Origin of the sequence: Butyrivibrio proteoclasticus, from assembly GCF_900115735.1 — a bacterium.
Classification (GTDB): Bacteria; Bacillota; Clostridia; order Lachnospirales; family Lachnospiraceae; genus Butyrivibrio; species Butyrivibrio proteoclasticus_B.
The window spans coordinates 13,558-31,558 of sequence record NZ_FOXO01000003.1 but is presented as its reverse complement, the minus strand read 5'-3'; the positions used below and the strand labels follow the sequence as shown (position 1 = coordinate 31,558).

Annotated in this window: 18 protein-coding genes; 17 read left to right on the top strand and 1 reads right to left on the bottom strand. The window is 40.4% G+C overall.

Going from position 1 to position 18,001, the window contains the following annotated elements; translation table 11 throughout:
* Positions 1–150 precede the first annotated feature (150 nt).
* The gene (locus BM146_RS02600) at positions 151–1,089 is read left to right on the top strand and encodes a phosphatase PAP2 family protein (protein ID WP_074883963.1); all 939 of its coding nucleotides are present in this window, start codon (positions 151–153) and stop codon (positions 1,087–1,089) included.
* 123 nt (positions 1,090–1,212) lie between these two features.
* On the opposite strand, the gene BM146_RS02595 is transcribed toward BM146_RS02600, so the two are convergent.
* Positions 1,213–2,571: an MATE family efflux transporter gene (locus BM146_RS02595; RefSeq protein ID WP_242949323.1), complete on the bottom strand. Its 1,359-nt coding sequence runs from the start codon at positions 2,569–2,571 to the stop codon at positions 1,213–1,215.
* Between the two features lie 122 nt (positions 2,572–2,693).
* Here BM146_RS02595 and BM146_RS02590 point away from each other — a divergent pair, with 122 nt between their 5' ends.
* The 16 genes from BM146_RS02590 (at position 2,694) to BM146_RS02515 (ending at position 17,977) form a co-directional block, all read left to right on the top strand.
* Entirely contained in the window at positions 2,694–3,164 is a 471-nt protein-coding gene (locus tag BM146_RS02590) for a methylglyoxal synthase (RefSeq protein WP_074883960.1), read from the top strand.
* Between the two features lie 335 nt (positions 3,165–3,499).
* On the top strand, positions 3,500–4,567 hold the full coding sequence (locus BM146_RS02585) for a substrate-binding domain-containing protein (RefSeq protein WP_074883958.1): 1,068 nt from the start codon (positions 3,500–3,502) through the stop codon (positions 4,565–4,567).
* A complete protein-coding gene (locus tag BM146_RS02580) occupies positions 4,564–6,081 on the top strand; it encodes a sensor domain-containing diguanylate cyclase (protein ID WP_074883955.1) in 1,518 nt (505 codons plus the stop codon). The genes BM146_RS02585 and BM146_RS02580 overlap by 4 nt, the downstream gene beginning before the upstream one ends.
* A gap of 153 nt (positions 6,082–6,234) precedes the next feature.
* Positions 6,235–7,332, top strand: coding sequence for a radical SAM/SPASM domain-containing protein (locus tag BM146_RS02575; protein ID WP_074883950.1), 1,098 nt, complete (start codon positions 6,235–6,237; stop codon positions 7,330–7,332).
* 83 nt (positions 7,333–7,415) lie between these two features.
* Positions 7,416–8,231, top strand: coding sequence for a nitroreductase family protein (locus BM146_RS02570; RefSeq protein WP_074883948.1), 816 nt, complete (start codon positions 7,416–7,418; stop codon positions 8,229–8,231).
* A 180-nt stretch (positions 8,232–8,411) separates the two neighbouring features.
* Positions 8,412–9,038, top strand: coding sequence for a GDSL-type esterase/lipase family protein (locus BM146_RS02565; RefSeq protein ID WP_074883945.1), 627 nt, complete (start codon positions 8,412–8,414; stop codon positions 9,036–9,038).
* A 64-nt stretch (positions 9,039–9,102) separates the two neighbouring features.
* Positions 9,103–10,122, top strand: coding sequence for an ABC transporter ATP-binding protein (locus BM146_RS02560; RefSeq protein WP_420314838.1), 1,020 nt, complete (start codon positions 9,103–9,105; stop codon positions 10,120–10,122).
* A 66-nt stretch (positions 10,123–10,188) separates the two neighbouring features.
* Positions 10,189–10,941 carry an ABC transporter permease gene (locus BM146_RS02555; RefSeq protein ID WP_143087407.1) on the top strand — a complete coding sequence of 251 codons (753 nt, stop codon included), beginning with the start codon at positions 10,189–10,191 and terminating at the stop codon, positions 10,939–10,941.
* 46 nt (positions 10,942–10,987) lie between these two features.
* Complete coding sequence (locus tag BM146_RS02550) at positions 10,988–11,788, top strand: ABC transporter permease (RefSeq protein ID WP_083413372.1); 801 nt, start codon at positions 10,988–10,990, stop codon at positions 11,786–11,788.
* A gap of 160 nt (positions 11,789–11,948) precedes the next feature.
* Positions 11,949–12,743: an ABC transporter substrate-binding protein gene (locus BM146_RS02545; RefSeq protein ID WP_074883937.1), complete on the top strand. Its 795-nt coding sequence runs from the start codon at positions 11,949–11,951 to the stop codon at positions 12,741–12,743.
* Positions 12,744–12,760: 17 nt separating this feature from the next.
* The gene (locus BM146_RS02540; RefSeq protein WP_074883934.1) at positions 12,761–13,789 is read left to right on the top strand and encodes an ABC transporter permease; all 1,029 of its coding nucleotides are present in this window, start codon (positions 12,761–12,763) and stop codon (positions 13,787–13,789) included.
* A complete protein-coding gene (locus BM146_RS02535; protein WP_074883931.1) occupies positions 13,789–14,574 on the top strand; it encodes an ABC transporter ATP-binding protein in 786 nt (261 codons plus the stop codon). The genes BM146_RS02540 and BM146_RS02535 overlap by 1 nt, the downstream gene beginning before the upstream one ends.
* Before the next feature lie 35 nt (positions 14,575–14,609).
* Positions 14,610–15,038, top strand: a complete 429-nt coding sequence (locus BM146_RS02530) for a DUF4418 family protein (RefSeq protein ID WP_074883928.1) — start codon at positions 14,610–14,612, stop codon at positions 15,036–15,038.
* Complete coding sequence (locus BM146_RS02525) at positions 15,028–16,242, top strand: ABC transporter permease (RefSeq protein ID WP_074883925.1); 1,215 nt, start codon at positions 15,028–15,030, stop codon at positions 16,240–16,242. The genes BM146_RS02530 and BM146_RS02525 overlap by 11 nt, the downstream gene beginning before the upstream one ends.
* Positions 16,243–16,911, top strand: coding sequence for an ABC transporter ATP-binding protein (locus BM146_RS02520; protein ID WP_074883917.1), 669 nt, complete (start codon positions 16,243–16,245; stop codon positions 16,909–16,911). It begins immediately after the preceding gene.
* A gap of 136 nt (positions 16,912–17,047) precedes the next feature.
* Entirely contained in the window at positions 17,048–17,977 is a 930-nt protein-coding gene (locus tag BM146_RS02515; RefSeq protein WP_074883914.1) for a transporter substrate-binding domain-containing protein, read from the top strand.
* Positions 17,978–18,001: the final 24 nt, after the last annotated feature.

The window sequence follows — 18,001 nt, the reverse complement described above, 5'->3', positions numbered from 1 at the left end:
ATTTAGCAGATTTTGTGAGGGGAGAAAAGTGTGGAGTCAGGTAAGACAGAGGGACGGTTCTTATTTAATATAATTTTAATAATTTGGTTACCCAAAAATTGTTAAACTGAATTGTGTAAACAATTATGAGGAGAGGAGAAACAAAGTATTATGGACATTCAGTATCTATTATGGCTGCAGGAACTAAGAGGAGCGACAGGAGGCTTATTTGACGAGTTCTTCAATGCACTTTCAAAGTTTGCTGTAGATATCTTACCATTTTTACCCTTTGTGATCTTTTGGGGCGTTGACAAGAAATGGGGTTATATTTTCATGATCAACCAGTGGTTTAGCGAGGTTATCAATGGACTTATCAAACTCACAGTGTGCGCATATCGCCCATGGATAAGGTCAGATTTGATTGAGCCTGCAGGAGACTCAAAGGTTGCTGCAACCGGTTATTCTTTTCCAAGTGGCCACACCAAAACCGCAACAACTGTTTATGGCTCAGTAATTGAATGGCAGAAGGATAAGAGGAAAAAGATCTGTATTCTATGCGGAGTGCTTATTCTGCTCACTGGCTTTTCAAGGAATTTCCTTGGCGTACACACACCGCAGGATGTACTTGTTGCAATGATCGAATCAATTATCATTATCTGCGCAGTTGCTGCAGTTTACAAAAAAGTAGAAGGAAATGAAAAGGTAATTGATCTTCTTACACTTGTAGGACTGATCTTCATAGTCGTATCACTTATCTATGTGTATCTTAAATCGTATCCAATGGACTACGATGCTTCAGGAAATCTTTTAGTTGATCCTCAGAAAATGATGAATGATTACTTTAAAGCATGCGGAGCTTTTGTTGGTTTCCTTGTTGGAAGTTTTATTGAGCGTCACTATGTTCACTACGAGATCCCGGTTGGTTCAAAAAATCTTCCACTTCTGGTCAGCATTGGATTTGCTCTTACATTTGCCTGGAAAGAATGGTTTGCTCCTGCGACAGTAGTAGCAGCTTTAGGATCTCACTGGGGGAACTTCATAGCACGTTTCATAATGATTGCGTTTGTAATGTGTATCTGGCCAATTGTGATAAAGAGAGAAAGTAATTGATTGAAACATTTTGTTCAAAAGAGAACAGATAGTTTCCTTCAGCAAAAAGCTGCAGATGACGCGGCTTAAATATAAAAAACGGCCAAGGATTTTAAATCCAGGCCGTTTTTTTAGTGAGATAACTCAATCATGCTCTTTGAATACTTTGGCGCGTACAATGAAGTAGACGCTAATGGTGATGGCACCGGTAAGTAACCATGACAGCGGATATACGTGGAAGAGTGAACTGAAGTTGTGGTGCTTTGGTATGTAGGTAAAGACGTATATCAGTCTGAATACACAGGTTCCAAATATAGAAATAAGTGCAGGGAATAGTGAGCGGTTCATGCCTCTTAGGCATCCACCGCTTATTTCATAGGTTCCGATAAGGTAGTGGAAGTAGAAGGCACTGCTTATTCTTATCATGGCATATTCGATAACTGCAGGATCAGTAGTAAAGAGATTTATCACCTGATACCTAAATACAGAAAGAATGAGTACCACAATAACTGAAGCACCAACACCGCATCCCATGCTGATCCTGAATACTTTTTTGCATCTGTCATAGCGTTTTGCACCGTAGTTTTGACTGGTGAAGGTTACAGCGGCCTGAGCAAAGCCGTTCATTGCGCAGTAGGAGATGAAGTCAAAATTAGTTGCAGCAGTGGCTCCTGCGATTGCATCAGCACCAAAGCTGTTAACTGTTGACTGAATAACTACGTTGGACAATGAGAAAACTGCTCCCTGTAGTCCTGCAGGAAGACCAATTTTAAGCATCTTTATAAGATAATCCTTGTTGACGCAAAGCTTTTTGAAGCTAAGTCTGAAAGTCTCTTCCTCTGTCAAAAGGAAGTAAAGAACAAGGCCGGCACCAAACATGTTTGAAAAAACGGTGGCAATGGCAACACCTATGACATGAAGGTGAAAGATTATTACAAATATCAGGTTAAGGAAGATATTTATGATTCCGGAAAGAACCATGGCATAAAGGGGTCTTTTTGAATCACCTTTGCTTCTAAGAATAGCTGAGCCATAGTTGTAGATCATAAGCGCAGGCATGGCAAAGAAATAGATGCGTAGATAAAGTATAGCCAGATTCATTACTTCGGCTGGAGCAGCCATTAGTATCAAAAGAGGCTTGGAAACGAAAAATCCGATTACGATAAGTGAGCATCCGGCGATCAGAGATACTGTAATTACAGTGTGTACGGTTTCATTGATCCTCTCTTTATGTCCGCTGCCGATCTCCATAGCTATAAGGGCATTGGCACCTACAGATAATCCCACAAAGAAACTGATGATAAGGTTTATGACTGAAGAATTGCTGCCTACTGCGGCCATTGCCTGTGGGGAGGCAAAACGGCCTACAACAGCAAGATCTGCAGCGTTAAAAAGCTGCTGTAAAATACTGGTAATTGCCAGAGGCAACGCAAAAAGGACGATCTTATCAAGAAGCGTCCCTGTAGTCATGTTAGTTATTGGTTTATTATTTTTTTTATTCATAGTATCCATAAGTCAATTATAACATAGTAAAAAAGTTGAAAAATATAAATTAGTGTGTATTTTACGTGATGAATTATTGATATATAATTATTTACAGCGACAATACATAAGGAGAGACTAACATGGCAGAAACAATCACGCTAACTATCAAAAAGCAAAAAAATATCGCACTTATAGCCCATGACGGAAAAAAGGCTGAACTTATAAAGTGGTGCAAGGATAATGCTGATATACTAAGCAAACATTTTTTATGCGGAACAGGAACAACAGCCCGTATGATAACAGATGCAACAGGCCTTCCTGTTCGTGGATATAATTCAGGCCCTCTTGGTGGAGATCAGCAGATTGGAGCCAAGATTGTTGAAGGAAAGGTTGATTTTGTAATATTCTTCTCTGATCCACTAACTGCAGCACCTCATGATCCGGACGTTAAAGCACTAATGAGAATTGCACAGGTGTATGACATACCATTTGCCAACAACAAGGCAACTGCAGATTTTCTGCTTCATTCTTCATACATGGATGAAGAGTATGATCATGACGTTATCAATTTCAAACAGAATATTGAACATAGAGCAGAAACATTGAAGTAATGTTTTTTATCCCTGCAAACCGTTGGTAAGAGCGGAATGCAGGGATTTTTTTATATCATAGGAAATTGCTTCCTATGATATAAAAAATCGCTCCGCTAAGGAAGCGCACTCGCGCGATTGGAAGATGTTGCATAAATGCAACCGCGCTCGGCGCGAGAATGTCGCAAGCGACATTCTTTTTTAACAAAGTATAAAACTCTTATTAAATCTTTTATATAGGAAACGGGAAATGAAGTATATGTAGTAGAATGACTGTATACGATATAGCGATAAAATGCCGCTATATATTTTTGCATGGCGATTTGTTAGTTGGTATGTTTTGAGGATGTAATGCTATGGCTGAAAAAATAAATGCTTTATTTCGTAAAATTCTGATTGTAGCGTTTTCTCTTATAGTTGCGTGTATAAGCAGCGGATATTCTACACGTACTGTTTCAAAAGTGGATGGGGCGGGTAGTGTTGTAGATTTTCAGCATGATCTGGATGACTATGTGCCTGCTAAAAAGAAATACAATTTTTACTTTACCTATAAGATTGTTCATCCCTGGTGGGATGCTGTTGCACTTGGAATGGAGGATGCTCAGAAAAAATATCTTGAAAAGGGCATAATCATTACGTATGAATATATGGCTCCGGATGCAGCTTCATATGAAGATCAGACAAAAAAACTATTGCAGGCTCAGGAAGAGGACTATGATGTAATAGGAGTAGATGTGGCAGATGAGGAGAAAATATCTCCTATTATAGATGAAATGGTGGCATCAGGTAGTAAGGTCATGACGTTTTCCAGCTCTGATGCATCTCCTGATTGCAAGAGAATTGCTTACGTTGGTAATACTCATAACTATCAGGATGGGGCAGACTTAACAGAGGCGCTTTGTGAAAAACTTGGTTACAAGGGCAAAGTGGGGATACTTGTTGGTAGTTTTGGTGCTCCTTGCCATGAAGACAGAGCAAAGGGAGCAAAGGATACTATTGCGAAATATAAAGATATGGAAATAGTGGCAGTTGAGTATGACATGGACTCTATAGACAAGGCATATGAACTGGCGGTAAAGATGCTTAATGACAATCCTGATATTGCAGGATTTGTATGCTGCAATATGAGTAATCCTGTCGGGGCAGCCAGAGCAGTTTTAGAGCTGGAAAGCAAGGCAGTTATTGTGGGAATGGACCACGATCAGGAGGCACTTAATTATTTAAAAGATGGTGTAATTTATTGTCTTGGAGTTCAGGATTGTTACTCGATTGGTTTTGATACATTGCAGGTTGCTGTAAAAATTGCAGATGGAAATTTACCGGGAGATCTTTTTCCGGACAAGACCGATGAAAATACAACTATTGTTTATCAAGAAGAAGCAGCACCAATACTTGAAATCTTGTATGGAGACGTTTCGCAATGAGAAGCAGGAAAATTACTGAAAAGGCGGTGAGTATAACTGCGGCGATTGGAAGTGTTCTTATTATGGTAATGGTAATTGCCAATACTTATTGGGCATCTAAGCAGGCTATTTCGTCCACAAATCAGGCAGTTTCTGCGGTAAGTGCTTTTTACCTTGAATCCATGGCTGACAGACGGGCAAGGACGATTACGAATCTGATCAACAATAATTTTGACTATATGAAAAAGGCTGTAAGCGTCATAGATGATGAGAAAATTGAATCTCAGGATGATCTTCGGGTAGCTATTGGTAAAATTAAGAGTCTTTTGTCTCTTAACCGGTTCGCGCTGGTAGATGAGGATAATATAGTTTACACGCAATATACCACATATACCGGAGGCAGCAGACATCCGTTTCTTGCAAATGCGACTTTGGATGACAAAATGATAAGCACTGTTTTTCTTTATGGCTCTTCAAAGGAACTATGTCTGGCAATCCCGATAAATGTAAAGATAATTGGAAAGCAGTTTAAAGCTTGTTTTGTTCAGATAAATATTAACGACATAGTGGAACTGCTTGCTTTTGATGATCAGGAAAGTACACACTTTGCATTGTATTCCACAAATGGTGGGAACATATCAGAAACAGAGCTTGGGCAGCTTATTGGGACTCAAAATATTTTCGATGCCACAAGGCAGAATATTTCAGAGGAAAAGTGGGATTCATTTCGCGATGATTTTGCAAATAATAAAAGAGGAACGCTGACTTTTACTATAAATGATGTAGTTGAAACTATATGTTATGAGCCTGTGCCAGACACCGGATGGGAACTGGTTGTAATGATCCGTGAAAGCGTTATTCAGGATCAGATTCGCGAGATTAGTGAAAAAAATCTTTCCGCTAATTATATGCAGATAGTATTTTTACTCGTAGTAGTGTCGCTGTTCTCGGCTGTTTTATTCTACATGCTAAGACGTGTTGCAAACGATAAGCTGGATGAAGAAAAAGAAAACAGCAAAGTTTTCAGGAGCATGGCAAATACTGATTCGATGACAGGAGTCAGAAATAAACATGCTTATTTGGAGACAGAAGCTCAATTAAATAACAGGATTCGCGAAGGAACTATTGATAAGCTGGCGCTTGTTGTATGTGACATAAATGGACTTAAATATGTCAATGATACAAAAGGCCATGCTGCCGGTGACAGGCTTATCAAGGATGCAAGTGCACTTATCTGTGATCATTTCAACCATGGCTCAGTTTACAGAACCGGTGGTGATGAGTTTGCAGTTCTTTTGCTGGAAAAAGGATATGATACCAGGGATGAAGTAATTACTGCTTTTAATAGACAGGTAGAAGAGAATATTAAGAAAAACGAGGTTGTTGTTTCTATTGGCTATTCAACATTACAGCCGGTGGATGAACAATTATATGATGTATTTGAACGTGCAGATCATATGATGTATGAGCGAAAAAAGGAATTGAAGAGCATGGGAGCAAGAACAAGAGAATTCGATGATTCTAAACCGCAATAAAAAGCAGACTTGGATGTGGTTTAGAGAAGGGATAGTGCGCACCAAAACATTGACAACAATATAATTGCAAAAAATATATAATGTGGTATAATTACAAAATATCTAGTGACTTGCAGTAACTTGATATATTGTTTACTGATAGGAGATTGTGTTATGGCTAATGATTTTGATATCCAGGAATATATGACAAAAGGTGTAGAGCGAGTTGTAGCAGATGCTATAAAGGCAACCCTTAAAAACCCTAAGGAAAGTGCGTATATGGCAAAGTTCGCACTTGCATCCAAGGCAGCCTCCCAAAAAAGAGCAAGTCTTGAAAAGGCGGGCGAGCACATTCCACCGTTTCTTATTGCAAGCATAACAAGCAGTTGCAATTTACATTGTGCCGGTTGCTATTCAAGATGTAACAATGCAACAGAGGATACAGAGCCGATCCGGCAGCTTTCCGATGAAGACTGGCTCAAGGTTTTTGATGAGGCAGAGGATCTTGGAGTCAGCTTTATTCTTCTTGCAGGTGGTGAGCCTCTTCTTAGAAAAGGCGTGATTGAGGCAGCAGGCAAAAAGCAGAATATTCTTTTCCCGATATTTACAAATGGCACATACATGGCAGACAAGTATTTTGACATGTTTGATAAGAATAGAAATCTTGTTCCAATCATGAGTATCGAGGGAGAAAAAGAAGCCACTGACAACAGAAGAGGTGAGGGTGTTTATGACAAGCTTGTCTCAAATATGGACGAGCTCAATAAAAGAGGCCTTATCTATGGATCATCTGTAACGGTTACTACTGAGAACCTTAAAGATGTTTCTTCTGAGAAGTTTATCAGTATGCTCTCTGACAAGGGATGTAAGGCTGTTATTTTTGTTGAATTTGTTCCTGTTACAGATGAGTCCAGGCATCTTGCACCTGGCGATGATGATAGAGAGTATTTGAAAAAAGAAATAGCAAGGTTAAGAGTTGAGCATCCTGAAATGGTATTTGTTTCATTCCCCGGAGATGAGAAGAGCTCAGGTGGATGTATAGCTGCAGGAAGAGGATTTTTCCATATCAATTCACACGGCGGTGCAGAGCCATGTCCATTTTCGCCATATTCTGATATAAATGTTAAGGATACTTCTCTTAGAGAGGCGATAAATTCAAAACTCTTCAAGGCTCTTCAGAGCGAAGGAGTTCTTTTGGATGATCATGATGGAGGATGCGTTCTTTACGAAAAGAGAAAAGAAGTAGAGGCGCTCCTTGGGAATGCTGTATAAAATGTGTTTTGAAAGAATTAAGAGAGTAAATGCAGTATTCTTTATGTTGATATAAAAAAGATTAGTAGAGAGGTGTGTTCAAAATGAAAAGTTTTGTGGAACTTGTAAAGAGTAGAAGAAGTGTTAGAACATTCGATGGCAATATGCCTGATGCAAAAGTTATTGAAGAACTTAAGGCTTTTGCGCAGACTATTTCCAATCCATACGGAGTAGATGTAAGATTCATTTTTCTTGATGCTGCTGAGCATAAGCTCTCAAGCCCGGTTCTTTCAGGTGAAAAGCTCTATGTAAGTGCTGTTGTTAAAAAGCAGGAGCATGCAGAGGAAGCTTATGGCTATAGTTTTGAAAAGCTTTTGATGAAGGCTCATGAACTTGGACTTGGAACAGTTATGATAGGCGGAACAATGCCAAGAGAAAAATTTGAAGAGGCATCAAATCTTGGAGAGGATGAGGTTATGCCATGTGTAAGTCCGCTTGGTGTTACAGCCAGGAAAATGGGCGTAAAAGAAGTTCTCATGAGAAAGGGAGTTAAGGCTGATACAAGACTTGATTTCAAAGAGCTCTTTTTTGACGGTGATTTTAACAACCCTATTGATGAGCAGTACGCTAAGTCAAATGGTCTTTTTGATGATCTTGAAGTTGTAAAATGTGCTCCATCAGCAGTAAATAAGCAGCCTTGGAGAATTGTTATAGATGGTAAGAAAGCTCATTTTTATGAGCACCATGACAAGGGTTTTGTTACAGCAAATTATGATCTTCAGAAAATTGATATAGGTATCGCGATGTATCATTTTGAAACTCAGATGATATCTGAAATGAGGAAGCCTGTATGCAAGATTGAAGATCCAGGTATAAAGACTCCTGATCAGGTTGAATATGTAATGACATATGAATTCTGATAAGTAAATAGGGATAATACGGATATTTAACTCAAAGAGGAACAGTTTGCCGCTGCTCCTCTTTTTTGTTGAGTAGAAAAGCTTATATCTGCCGATAAGTTTCATGTCTTATGCAAAAGAAATCACATAGTAGATAATTATTATAGTAAACGTTAATGGTGATTTTAGGGGAATTGTGATATGAAACAGATAATGGCATTTGGAGATTCTAATACATGGGGACTTGTTCCCGGTTCGAGAACAAAAGAAAGATATCCTTGGGGAGTACGATGGACAAGCATTCTTCAAAATAAGATAAGTGATGTGAGAGTTGCAGAAGAGGGGCTTTGCGGAAGAACTACCATATTTGAAGATGAGCTTCGACCGGGACGTAAGGCAGTGAGCATACTTGATCCGCTTTTGGAGAGTCAGTACCCGGTGGATGGAGTTATTCTCATGCTTGGAACCAATGACTGTAAGAGCTTTTACAATGCGTCAGCTTACGTGATTGGGAAGGGTATCGAGAGGTGCCTTGACATATTAGAAAAATATGTTGAGCCTGAGAAGATTCTTTTGGTATCGCCAATTCATCTTGGAGATGATGTCTGGCGCCCAGAAAAAGACCCTGAGTTTGACACAGATTCTGTATCTACCAGTAAGGAGCTAAAAAAGGTCTATGAGACCATCGCACGCAAAAGAGGAACTGGCTTTCTTGCAGCATCTGACTATGTTCAACCAAGCCCTGTTGATGACGAGCACATGGATGAAGAGGGACACAAAATATTTGCTGACGTTGTTTACAGAAAACTCGAAGAAATGAATTACTGAAAGCAGTAGGCATGGGCGTGAAAAACGCCCTTGTTTTGTGTTGGTGCATTGGATAATATAAGAAATGTGGCATTTTAATATGAGATACTTACCACCCACTCACCATCAAGGAGCTGTTATGAGCTATATAGAAGTCAATAATCTAATGAAAGATTTTACAGTAAAAAAGAAACGTGAAAAAGGAAAACTTTTTAGGGAAAAAGAAATTGTGAATGCTCTAAAAGATGTTTCTTTTTCTGTCGAAAAAGGGGAACTTGTAGGATATATAGGGCCTAACGGAGCAGGAAAATCAACCACGGTAAAGATTCTTTCGGGAATCCTGACGCCGGATGGTGGAGATGTAAAGGTTGGAGGAATCGTTCCCTGGAAGGATAGGAAGAGACATGTGGGGAATATAGGAGTTGTGTTTGGACAGCGAAGCCAGCTTTGGTGGGATGTTCCCATAATCGACAGCTATATGCTTCTTAGGGATATATACAGGATTCCCAAGGGGGATTATGAATCAAGGTTAAAAGAGCTGACAGGCGCCCTTGATCTTGAACCACTCTTAAGGACACCTCTAAGGCTCCTTAGTCTTGGACAAAGGATGAGGGCAGAGCTGTGCGGGTCACTTCTTCACAGGCCTGAGCTCTTATTTCTTGATGAGCCGACAATCGGCCTTGATGCGGTAAGTAAGCTTTCTCTGAGGGATTTTCTTAAATGGGAAAACAGAGAGTATGGTACAACCATCATGCTCACAACCCATGATATGGAAGATATTGAGGCACTGTGCTCGAGGGTTATGGTTCTTGGGCATGGTAAAAAACTATTTGACGGAAAGCTTCAAGATCTTCTTGAGCGTTACGATACAGTTCGCAATGTGAATATTAAATATGATGGAGAGCTGGCAGATCTTAGACTTCCTGAAGGAATTAAATGGAAACAGACTGAAGATGGAATTGAACTAAGCTACAATCCATCTGATTTTCCGACATCAAACCTTTTGGGAATGCTGCAGGATGCCGGGAATATCCGGGAACTTACTTTGCAGTCGGAAAATACGGATCATCTGATTGCTGCAATGTACAAGGAACTTGATCTGTAAAAAAGAAAAATTAATTAACAGAGGGTGACCATGTCATATTTTACAGTTTTTAAAATGAGGCTTCGTATGGAGCTTCAATATAGAGGGGCGATGATCGGAGGAATTGCTTGTCAGATGTTCTTTGGTCTTATTCTGGTTGCGCTGTACAGGGCGCTTTATGCAGGAAAGCCCCAGTCTTTGCCTATTGAAAGCGTTGCAACTTATGTATGGCTGCAACAGGCTTTCTTTAGAATGATGCTGGCTTCTGATTCAGAGCTGGTGGACAAGATAAAATCAGGGGATATAGCCTATGATATGTGCAGGCCTGTAGACATGTACGGATTTTACTATGCCAGGATCATGGCCCAGAAACTAATGGGAAGTATCATGCGTGCCGTTCCTATGCTGGTGATGGCTTCTTTACTACCCAAGGGATGGGGAATAAGTCTTCCTGCATCTTTACCTGGATTTTTAGCTGCTATACCGGCTCTCTTTTTAGGACTTTTGTGCGTCTGTGCTCTTGAAAATATCACTGTTGCTTTTACCATGAAGACCCTTGATCCAAGAGGAATGCAGGGACTTCTTAGTCTTTTGATGATGACCTTTTCAGGGAATCTTCTTCCGCTGACTCTTTTTCCGGAAAGCTGGCAAAAGGTTATTACTTTTTTACCATATGCGCAGCTTCTTGATGCGCCCATCAGGCTGTATACGGGAAACTTCATGCCAAACGAGGCTTTGAGGATCTATGCCATTCAGGCCTTCTGGGTGGTAATTCTTATTGCACTGGGCGAGGCTATGTGGAATGCAAACAAGAAACGCATGATAGTTCAGGGAGGTTGAGATAAGGCTAATATCAGCCTTAGCAGTTTTTTTGTTTGGAGAAAAAATGAATACATTACGACTATATTTTAAATCAATAGGAATGTTGCTTAAGAGCCAATTGCAGTATCCGTCCTCTTTTATAATGCAGACCCTCGCGCAGCTTGTTATGGAGGGCGGCGAGATGATGGTTGTCATCCTTATAGTTGACAGATTTGAGAAGCTGAAGGGATGGAGCGGAGGAAATCTGTATTTCTTTTTCGGGATAATGTCTGTATCTTTTTACATTACTGAGTTATTCGGAAGAGGAATCACCGGAGATTTTCCATCTATGGTCAGGACAGGCAGGCTTGATACGTTTCTTGTAAGACCAAGAGGTGTGCTTACTCAGGTTTTGTGCGGCGGAACAGACCCAAGAAGAATTACCTGCATAGCAGTGGGCGTGGCGGCGCTTGTCATGGGAAGTAATCTTTCAGGGATTGCCTGGAGCCCGCTTAAGGTGCTTGCTTTGGTTGAGTCCATAGCCATGAGCTGCCTTCTTATATTGGGCCTTTTTATGATCGAGGCAATCTTTTCTATTTTCAGTGTAAAATCCGTGGAACTGGTAAATGCTATAACCTACGGCGGGCGAAGCGCTTGTCAGTATCCAATCGATATTTATCCGCTGCCCCTTAGAGCTCTTTTTACTGTTATTGCACCATTTGCACTTACAATGCACGTTCCGGCGTCCTGGATATTGGATAAACCGTTATATGGCTGGCCTGTCTGGACGGCTTTTGTTACGCCCCTTGCCGGAGCTGTAGTTTTTGCTGTGATGACGGCGCTTTTCCATTTAGCCATGAGACATTACAGATCAACTGGCAGTTGAAAAAACAGAAATCATATGAAGCGGTAGATTGGTAAAAAGATCTACTGCTTTTTTGTGATCCAAATCACAGTGAAAAGATTTATTTATATCCACCGATAAGTACAGTGTCTTTTACATTCCGGGCGCAGTAAAGCATGAAGGAATCAGCTCTTTTGATTTTGTGCAGATATCAGGAAGCGCAGCGAGAGATGCTCTTGCGTCAGGAAATCTTACAGTAGCAATCGGATTTTTGTCGGACTGGCTTTTGTATTACCAAAATGGTGAAGAGGTCGTAAGTACACTGGCACTTCATTCCGGATGTGCATCAGCTGCAACCTTGGCTGATTCAGACATAACCAAATTTGAAAAAGGAATGCGTGTAGGTGTTTCGGGAGATATAGGTGGTGTTTTCCATAACATTGGACTCAGATTCATAAATCATGATGGATTTTCAACAGAAGATTTCACATGGGTAGCACTTGAACCGGGGACACTTCTTGCAGCACTTCAGGAAGGCCAGGTAGATGTGATAGTTGCCAGTGATGAACTGATCTACAATTTTGTCGAGGATGGCTATGCGAAAGTTATTCGTTCACAGGACTACGATCCGGACTTTGAAAGTGAGGTTTGCTGCTCACTTGGATTTAATAAGGACTTTGTCAAGAATAATCCGGTTACAGTTTACAAGATCACCAGAGCAGTTTACAGAGCTTCTAAGTGGCTTGCGGAAAGCGAAGCTAACCGCGAGGAGGCAGTAGATCTGCTTCTTGATAAGCAGTACATTTCAGCTTCGAAGGAAATGGGAGTAAAGCTTGTAAATCTTCTTAACTATGGCTTTGGTACAAAAGAACTTGTGGCTACTACAAATGTTATAGGTCAGGAATATAAAGATTTAGGACTACTTCCTGCAGATTTTGATTTATCTGATGCTGAAGAAAAGTTCCTTGTTAAGTACGATCTTACAAAAATTCAGTAATAAGGGGGAGGACTTGTATGGCAGAAATAGCAGGTACTTTAAATGTAAATATTTCCCAAAAAGAGCTGACACTTCTCGAACAGAGAGATTTAACAGGAAGAGACAGACTGGTAAGAAGGATTGTTGTTTTTTTGCCTGCAGTCTTTGTTTTGATCCATATACTTGAGCATTTGTATGTTCCTTCCTTCAAAAACTATAAGCCGTCAGTTTCATATCTGATTCTTATGGCTATACTTCTTGGAGCGCTTATAGTATGGGATATCTTTACTTTCTTTTCTTATGAGGCCTTTGAAAAACTGAGATTTAAAAGTGCCCTTTATGTAGCGATTGCAATAATACTTACAATATATGACCTTGCAACAATTAAGTTTGGTGTTCTTGAGCTTCCATATTTTCCGTGGATTGGAAAAGTGTTTGATGCAATGATATCAGATAGGAGCAAGCTCTGGGAGTGTGTATATCATTCCTTTAAACTCCTGTTTACAGGTTATTTTTGCGGAGTTGGGATAGGCCTTTTGTGTGGGATATTGGCAGGCTGGTCCAAAACAGTACATTACTGGATACAGCCAATAACAAGGGTTTTGGGAGCAATACCGAGTACGACCTACATGCCAATAGTAATGATGCTGGCTTCATCTTTGTTTGGTGGGGCAGCTTTCATCATTGGCCTTGGAGTATGGTTTCCTGTGACTGTTTCAGCGATGAATGGAGTTCAAAATGTCCAGAAACACTACTACGAAGCTGCAGAAACCCTGGGGACAAAAAGACTTGGAATTCTCTCAAGAGTAGTTATTCCAGCTTCTATGCCAACTATATTTACCGGCCTCACACAGGGAATGAGCATTGCATGTCTGACCCTTGTAGTTGCAGAGATGATGGGAGTTGAGGCAGGACTTGGATGGTACATCAATTGGCAAAAGGGCTGGGGAGATTTTACCAAGATGTATGGAGCGATCATTCTTATCTGCTTAACATTTATTTTAGTCAACACAATACTGGGACTTATAAGGAAGAGAGTTCTTCGTTGGCAGGATGGAGGTATCTGATGGCTGTAGGTAATGTTGAGATAAAAGATGTAACAAAAATATTTAGAAGAAGTGATGAACAGGAAACTCTTACGGCGCTTGATCATATAAATCTGTCTGTTGCTCCGGGCGAGTTTGTGTCAATAGTTGGAGCAAGTGGCTGCGGTAAATCAACACTTCTAAGGATCATTGCAGGACTTGAGAAACCAACCTTGGGCGAAGCTGTATGTGACGGAGACGTGATAAGCGGAACAAGTGAAAAAAGAGGGCTGGTATTCCAAAACCATGCACTGTTTCCCTGGCTTACAGTTTGGGATAACGTTTTGTTTGGTTTAAAGTCCACAGGAAGAGTAGGTGAAAAAAATGATCTTGCAGAGCAGCTTCTTGATCAGGTGGGACTTACCAAATTTAAAAAATCCTATCCCAATCAGTTATCAGGTGGAATGAGCCAGAGAGTGGCACTGGCAAGAGCTCTTGCTACAGAGCCGGATGTCCTTCTTCTTGATGAACCTCTTGGCGCTTTGGATGCTTTCACAAGAATGAATATACAGGATGCCTTGATCGATTTGTGGAAGACCAGAGAAAAGACCATGATACTTATTACTCATGATGTGGATGAAGCAATCTACCTGTCCCAGAGAGTGATAATAATGTCACCAAGACCCGGGAGAGTCATCGAGACTTTAAATATTGATCTTCCATACCCAAGAAACAGAAGTGATTCCAATTTTACTTACTACAGGAATTATATCCTGGAGAAACTTGATTTTGCACAAAAGGGCGGAGAGATAGAATACATAATCTGACTCTGTCCATAGTTCTTTTAAAGAGGATAGATAGTATGAAAAATAAAGTTATAGCGGTGGTCACAGTAGTCCTGGGGCTTACTGCAGCAATAGGACCAAGAACAATTTTTCCGGTTTGCTCTGCAGCGGAAATGAAAATGAAATGCTACTACACAGCCCAGTGGGAACTTGTAGTTGGAATAATAGCTGCGCTAGTGGGAGTGGGACTTATTTTAATAAATGATAAAAAGATAAGGACTGTGTTATCGGTTATTGAAATAGCACTTGGCGCTCTGATAGTCCTTATTCCTACAGCAATTGTAGGCGTTTGTTCAAGTCCTATGATGCATTGTGTTTCAGTGACCAGACCAGCTCTTATCGTTACAGGAGTATTGGAAATTGTTACGGCAGCAGTATCTTTGTATTTTGCAGTTGAAGATAAGCTTGGTAAAGGCAGCATAAAGGTGGCACAACTTGAAAATTAGAGAAATTGTATTTCGAAAAATAAAGAACGGTAAGACAGGAGGGGCAGCAGCATTTTTCTTTGCAGTGCTACTCTCTTTTACGGTATTTGCAGGAACAATGCTGTACAGCAGCCTTTCCAAAGGAGCAGATAACCTAAAGGCAAGACTTGGTGCGGACATTGCGGTAGTTCCAAAAGGACAGGAATCAAATTACCAGGGGATTATTTTAAACGGAGAACCCATTGAATGCTCATTTGAGAGAAAGTATGAAAGTACGATCAGAAGCCTTGAAGGAGTAGAAAAAGTTACTCCTGTTATATATCTTGCAAGTTTAAATGCATCCTGCTGCTCAGTGCCGATTCAGATTATTGGTTATGATCCGGAAACAGACTTTGTGACAACACCGTGGATATCTGATGAATGCGTAAGTAAGTATAAGGAGGGAAGCCTTATTGTTGGAAGCAATATCGCAATAGATGAAGGCAATACTCTTACTTTCTTTGGACGAGTATATGAAGTCAGTGCCAGGTTAAATAAAACAGGTACCGGAATGGATAAGTCAGTATATGTTTCTTTTGACGTAATAAAACAGCTTATAAAGGATGGCAACGAAAAAGGAATTAAATTTGGTGATGAAAGTTCTTTGAGCGGGGAAGATATTACAGAAAAATATGTGTCAGCTTTTCTTGTGTCAGTAAAGGAAGGTTATAGCGTTGATAAAGTCGCAGGTCTGATAATGAGAGATGTTCCGGGGGGAATTGTCCAGAGTAAAAGCCTTTACAATACAGTTACAACCGGAATAAAACTGATCTCAGATACTGTGAAGATGCTGATCATCTCAGTCTTTGCGGCAATCACATTTGTAACAGCAATACTTCATATCTACAGAGTCAACAACCGAAAAAAAGAGTGGGCTGTCTATAGAATGATGGGCGGAACTGGAACATGGATAAGGAGCTATATACTTACTGAATCGATGACTCTGTCACTTCTTGGCGGGATTGTTGGAATATTTTTTGCAGCCTTATTCTATTTTCCTTTTAGTGATCTTATTTCTGAGCAGATAGGACTTCCATTTTTTGTGCCGGGAATCCTACAGATAATCGGAATGGTTGTCCTTAGTCTTGTGATCACAGCGTTGAGCGCAGTGATCCCGGGAATAATAGCAGGAGAAATAGCTTCCGGGACTGAGTGCTATGTGTTGATGCGGGAGGGTGAAAACTAAATGTCAGTAGTATCGAATAATATTGTCAAAGAGTATAAAAGGCGTGGCGCATCCTTCACCGCTTTGGATGATGTTGATATTGAGGTAAAAGAAGGGAAGATCACGGCTATAATGGGAAGGTCAGGTAGTGGAAAAAGCACTCTTTTAAATGTTCTGGCCGGTATGATAAAACCAGAGAGCGGCGCAGTTACCATAGATGGTATGAATATCTTTGAAAAAGACCTAAGATCAAGAGACAAGCTCCGTGCAGAAAAGATAGGAATAGTTCCGCAGAGCCATAGCCTGATAAGCGGACTTACAGCATATGAAAATATCATTCTTCAAAATAGCTTTTCAGAGCACGATAGGCAAAGTGGTGAAGGGACTTTGGCTGAGATAGTAACCTTTCTTGGACTTGATGAACTTATGGATGTTTATCCCGGCAGTCTTTCCGGAGGAGAGATGAAAAGAGTTTCCATTGCAAGAGCCCTTTTCGGGAATTTGAAATATCTTTTTGCTGATGAGCCAACCGGTGAGCTTGACAATGACAATTCTAAGAAGGTCATGGAATTATTCAGATCTCAGGCTGAAAGAGGAAAGGGAATACTGATAGTTACCCACGATAAGCTTGTTGCGGATATGGCTGATATCGTATATACAATGGAAAACGGAAAATTGAGTCTGCTGTAAAAGGCAGGCTCTTTTTAATTAAGAAAAATTTATATCCTCCTATAAGTACAGTATCTTTTACATTCTGAGCGCAGTGAAGCATAATCACTATTATCAAAAACAAGAAACCAAGAAAAATCTGAGGAGGATAACCATTATGAGAAAGAACTTATTAAACAAGACAGTTTCTATTGCAGCAGCTGCTGCGCTTACAGGAAGTTTTTTGACAGGATGCGGAAGTGCCGAGACAGCAAGTGCTGCAAATGAAGAAGCAAAGGCAGCAGAGAGTGCTACAGAAGTATCAGAGGAAGTTAAAGAGGAAGGCTCACAGGAGAGCAGCACAGAAACAGCAGAGGCAGAATCAGTTGATGCAGGTCTTCTTGCAGATATTAAAGAAAGAGGCTACATCGTTGTTGGGACAGAAGGAACCTGGAGCCCGTACACATATCATGATGATAATGATGAACTTGTTGGATTTGAGGTTGAGGTAGCAAAGTACATCGCTGACTACATTGGAGTCGATGTTCAGTTTTCAGAAACAGTATGGAGCTCAATGTTTGCTTCTCTCGATGCAGGCCAGATAGATATCGTTGTTAATGGAGTTTCGTATTCTGAAGAAAGAGCTGAAAAGTACGATTTCTCTGAGCCATACAACTATTCACAGTATGCGATCCTTACACTTGCTGATAATGATGAGATCAATTCTTTAGAGGATGCAAAGGGTAAGACAGCAGCAAATGATCCAACAAGTTCAATCGGTAAATTTGCAGAGGAGAGCGGAGCTGTGCTTGATGAAGTTGGTGAAGCTGCACAGGCTATAAGCGAAGTTAAAAATGGAAGGGCAGATCTTACATTCAGCCCTGTAACTGTTTTTGCAGATTACTTAAAGAATCATCCTGAGGATGCTGACAAGTTTAAGGTAATTGTTGTTACAGATCCAGAGCCTAGTGCATACGTTCCTGTTGTAAAAGGAAATGAAGCACTTGTAAATGTTATAAACGAAGCACTTGACCAGGCTAAAGAAGACGGAACTTTATCAGAACTTGCACTCAAGTACTTTGATGTTGACACAACCAAGGGTGAATAAAAAATAAATTGATTGGATAGTGGT

Bases quoted from the DNA above. Each gene is read 5' to 3' on its own strand.
- BM146_RS02600 (WP_074883963.1), top strand. From the start codon at position 151: ATGGACATTCAGTATCTATTATGGCTGCAGGAACTAAGAGGAGCGACA.
- BM146_RS02595 (WP_242949323.1), bottom strand. From the start codon at position 2,571: ATGAATAAAAAAAATAATAAACCAATAACTAACATGACTACAGGGACG.
- BM146_RS02590 (WP_074883960.1), top strand. From the start codon at position 2,694: ATGGCAGAAACAATCACGCTAACTATCAAAAAGCAAAAAAATATCGCA.
- BM146_RS02585 (WP_074883958.1), top strand. From the start codon at position 3,500: ATGGCTGAAAAAATAAATGCTTTATTTCGTAAAATTCTGATTGTAGCG.
- BM146_RS02580 (WP_074883955.1), top strand. From the start codon at position 4,564: ATGAGAAGCAGGAAAATTACTGAAAAGGCGGTGAGTATAACTGCGGCG.
- BM146_RS02575 (WP_074883950.1), top strand. From the start codon at position 6,235: ATGGCTAATGATTTTGATATCCAGGAATATATGACAAAAGGTGTAGAG.
- BM146_RS02570 (WP_074883948.1), top strand. From the start codon at position 7,416: ATGAAAAGTTTTGTGGAACTTGTAAAGAGTAGAAGAAGTGTTAGAACA.
- BM146_RS02565 (WP_074883945.1), top strand. From the start codon at position 8,412: ATGAAACAGATAATGGCATTTGGAGATTCTAATACATGGGGACTTGTT.
- BM146_RS02560 (WP_420314838.1), top strand. From the start codon at position 9,103: ATGTGGCATTTTAATATGAGATACTTACCACCCACTCACCATCAAGGA.
- BM146_RS02555 (WP_143087407.1), top strand. From the start codon at position 10,189: ATGGAGCTTCAATATAGAGGGGCGATGATCGGAGGAATTGCTTGTCAG.
- BM146_RS02550 (WP_083413372.1), top strand. From the start codon at position 10,988: ATGAATACATTACGACTATATTTTAAATCAATAGGAATGTTGCTTAAG.
- BM146_RS02540 (WP_074883934.1), top strand. From the start codon at position 12,761: ATGGCAGAAATAGCAGGTACTTTAAATGTAAATATTTCCCAAAAAGAG.
- BM146_RS02535 (WP_074883931.1), top strand. From the start codon at position 13,789: ATGGCTGTAGGTAATGTTGAGATAAAAGATGTAACAAAAATATTTAGA.
- BM146_RS02530 (WP_074883928.1), top strand. From the start codon at position 14,610: ATGAAAAATAAAGTTATAGCGGTGGTCACAGTAGTCCTGGGGCTTACT.
- BM146_RS02520 (WP_074883917.1), top strand. From the start codon at position 16,243: ATGTCAGTAGTATCGAATAATATTGTCAAAGAGTATAAAAGGCGTGGC.
- BM146_RS02515 (WP_074883914.1), top strand. From the start codon at position 17,048: ATGAGAAAGAACTTATTAAACAAGACAGTTTCTATTGCAGCAGCTGCT.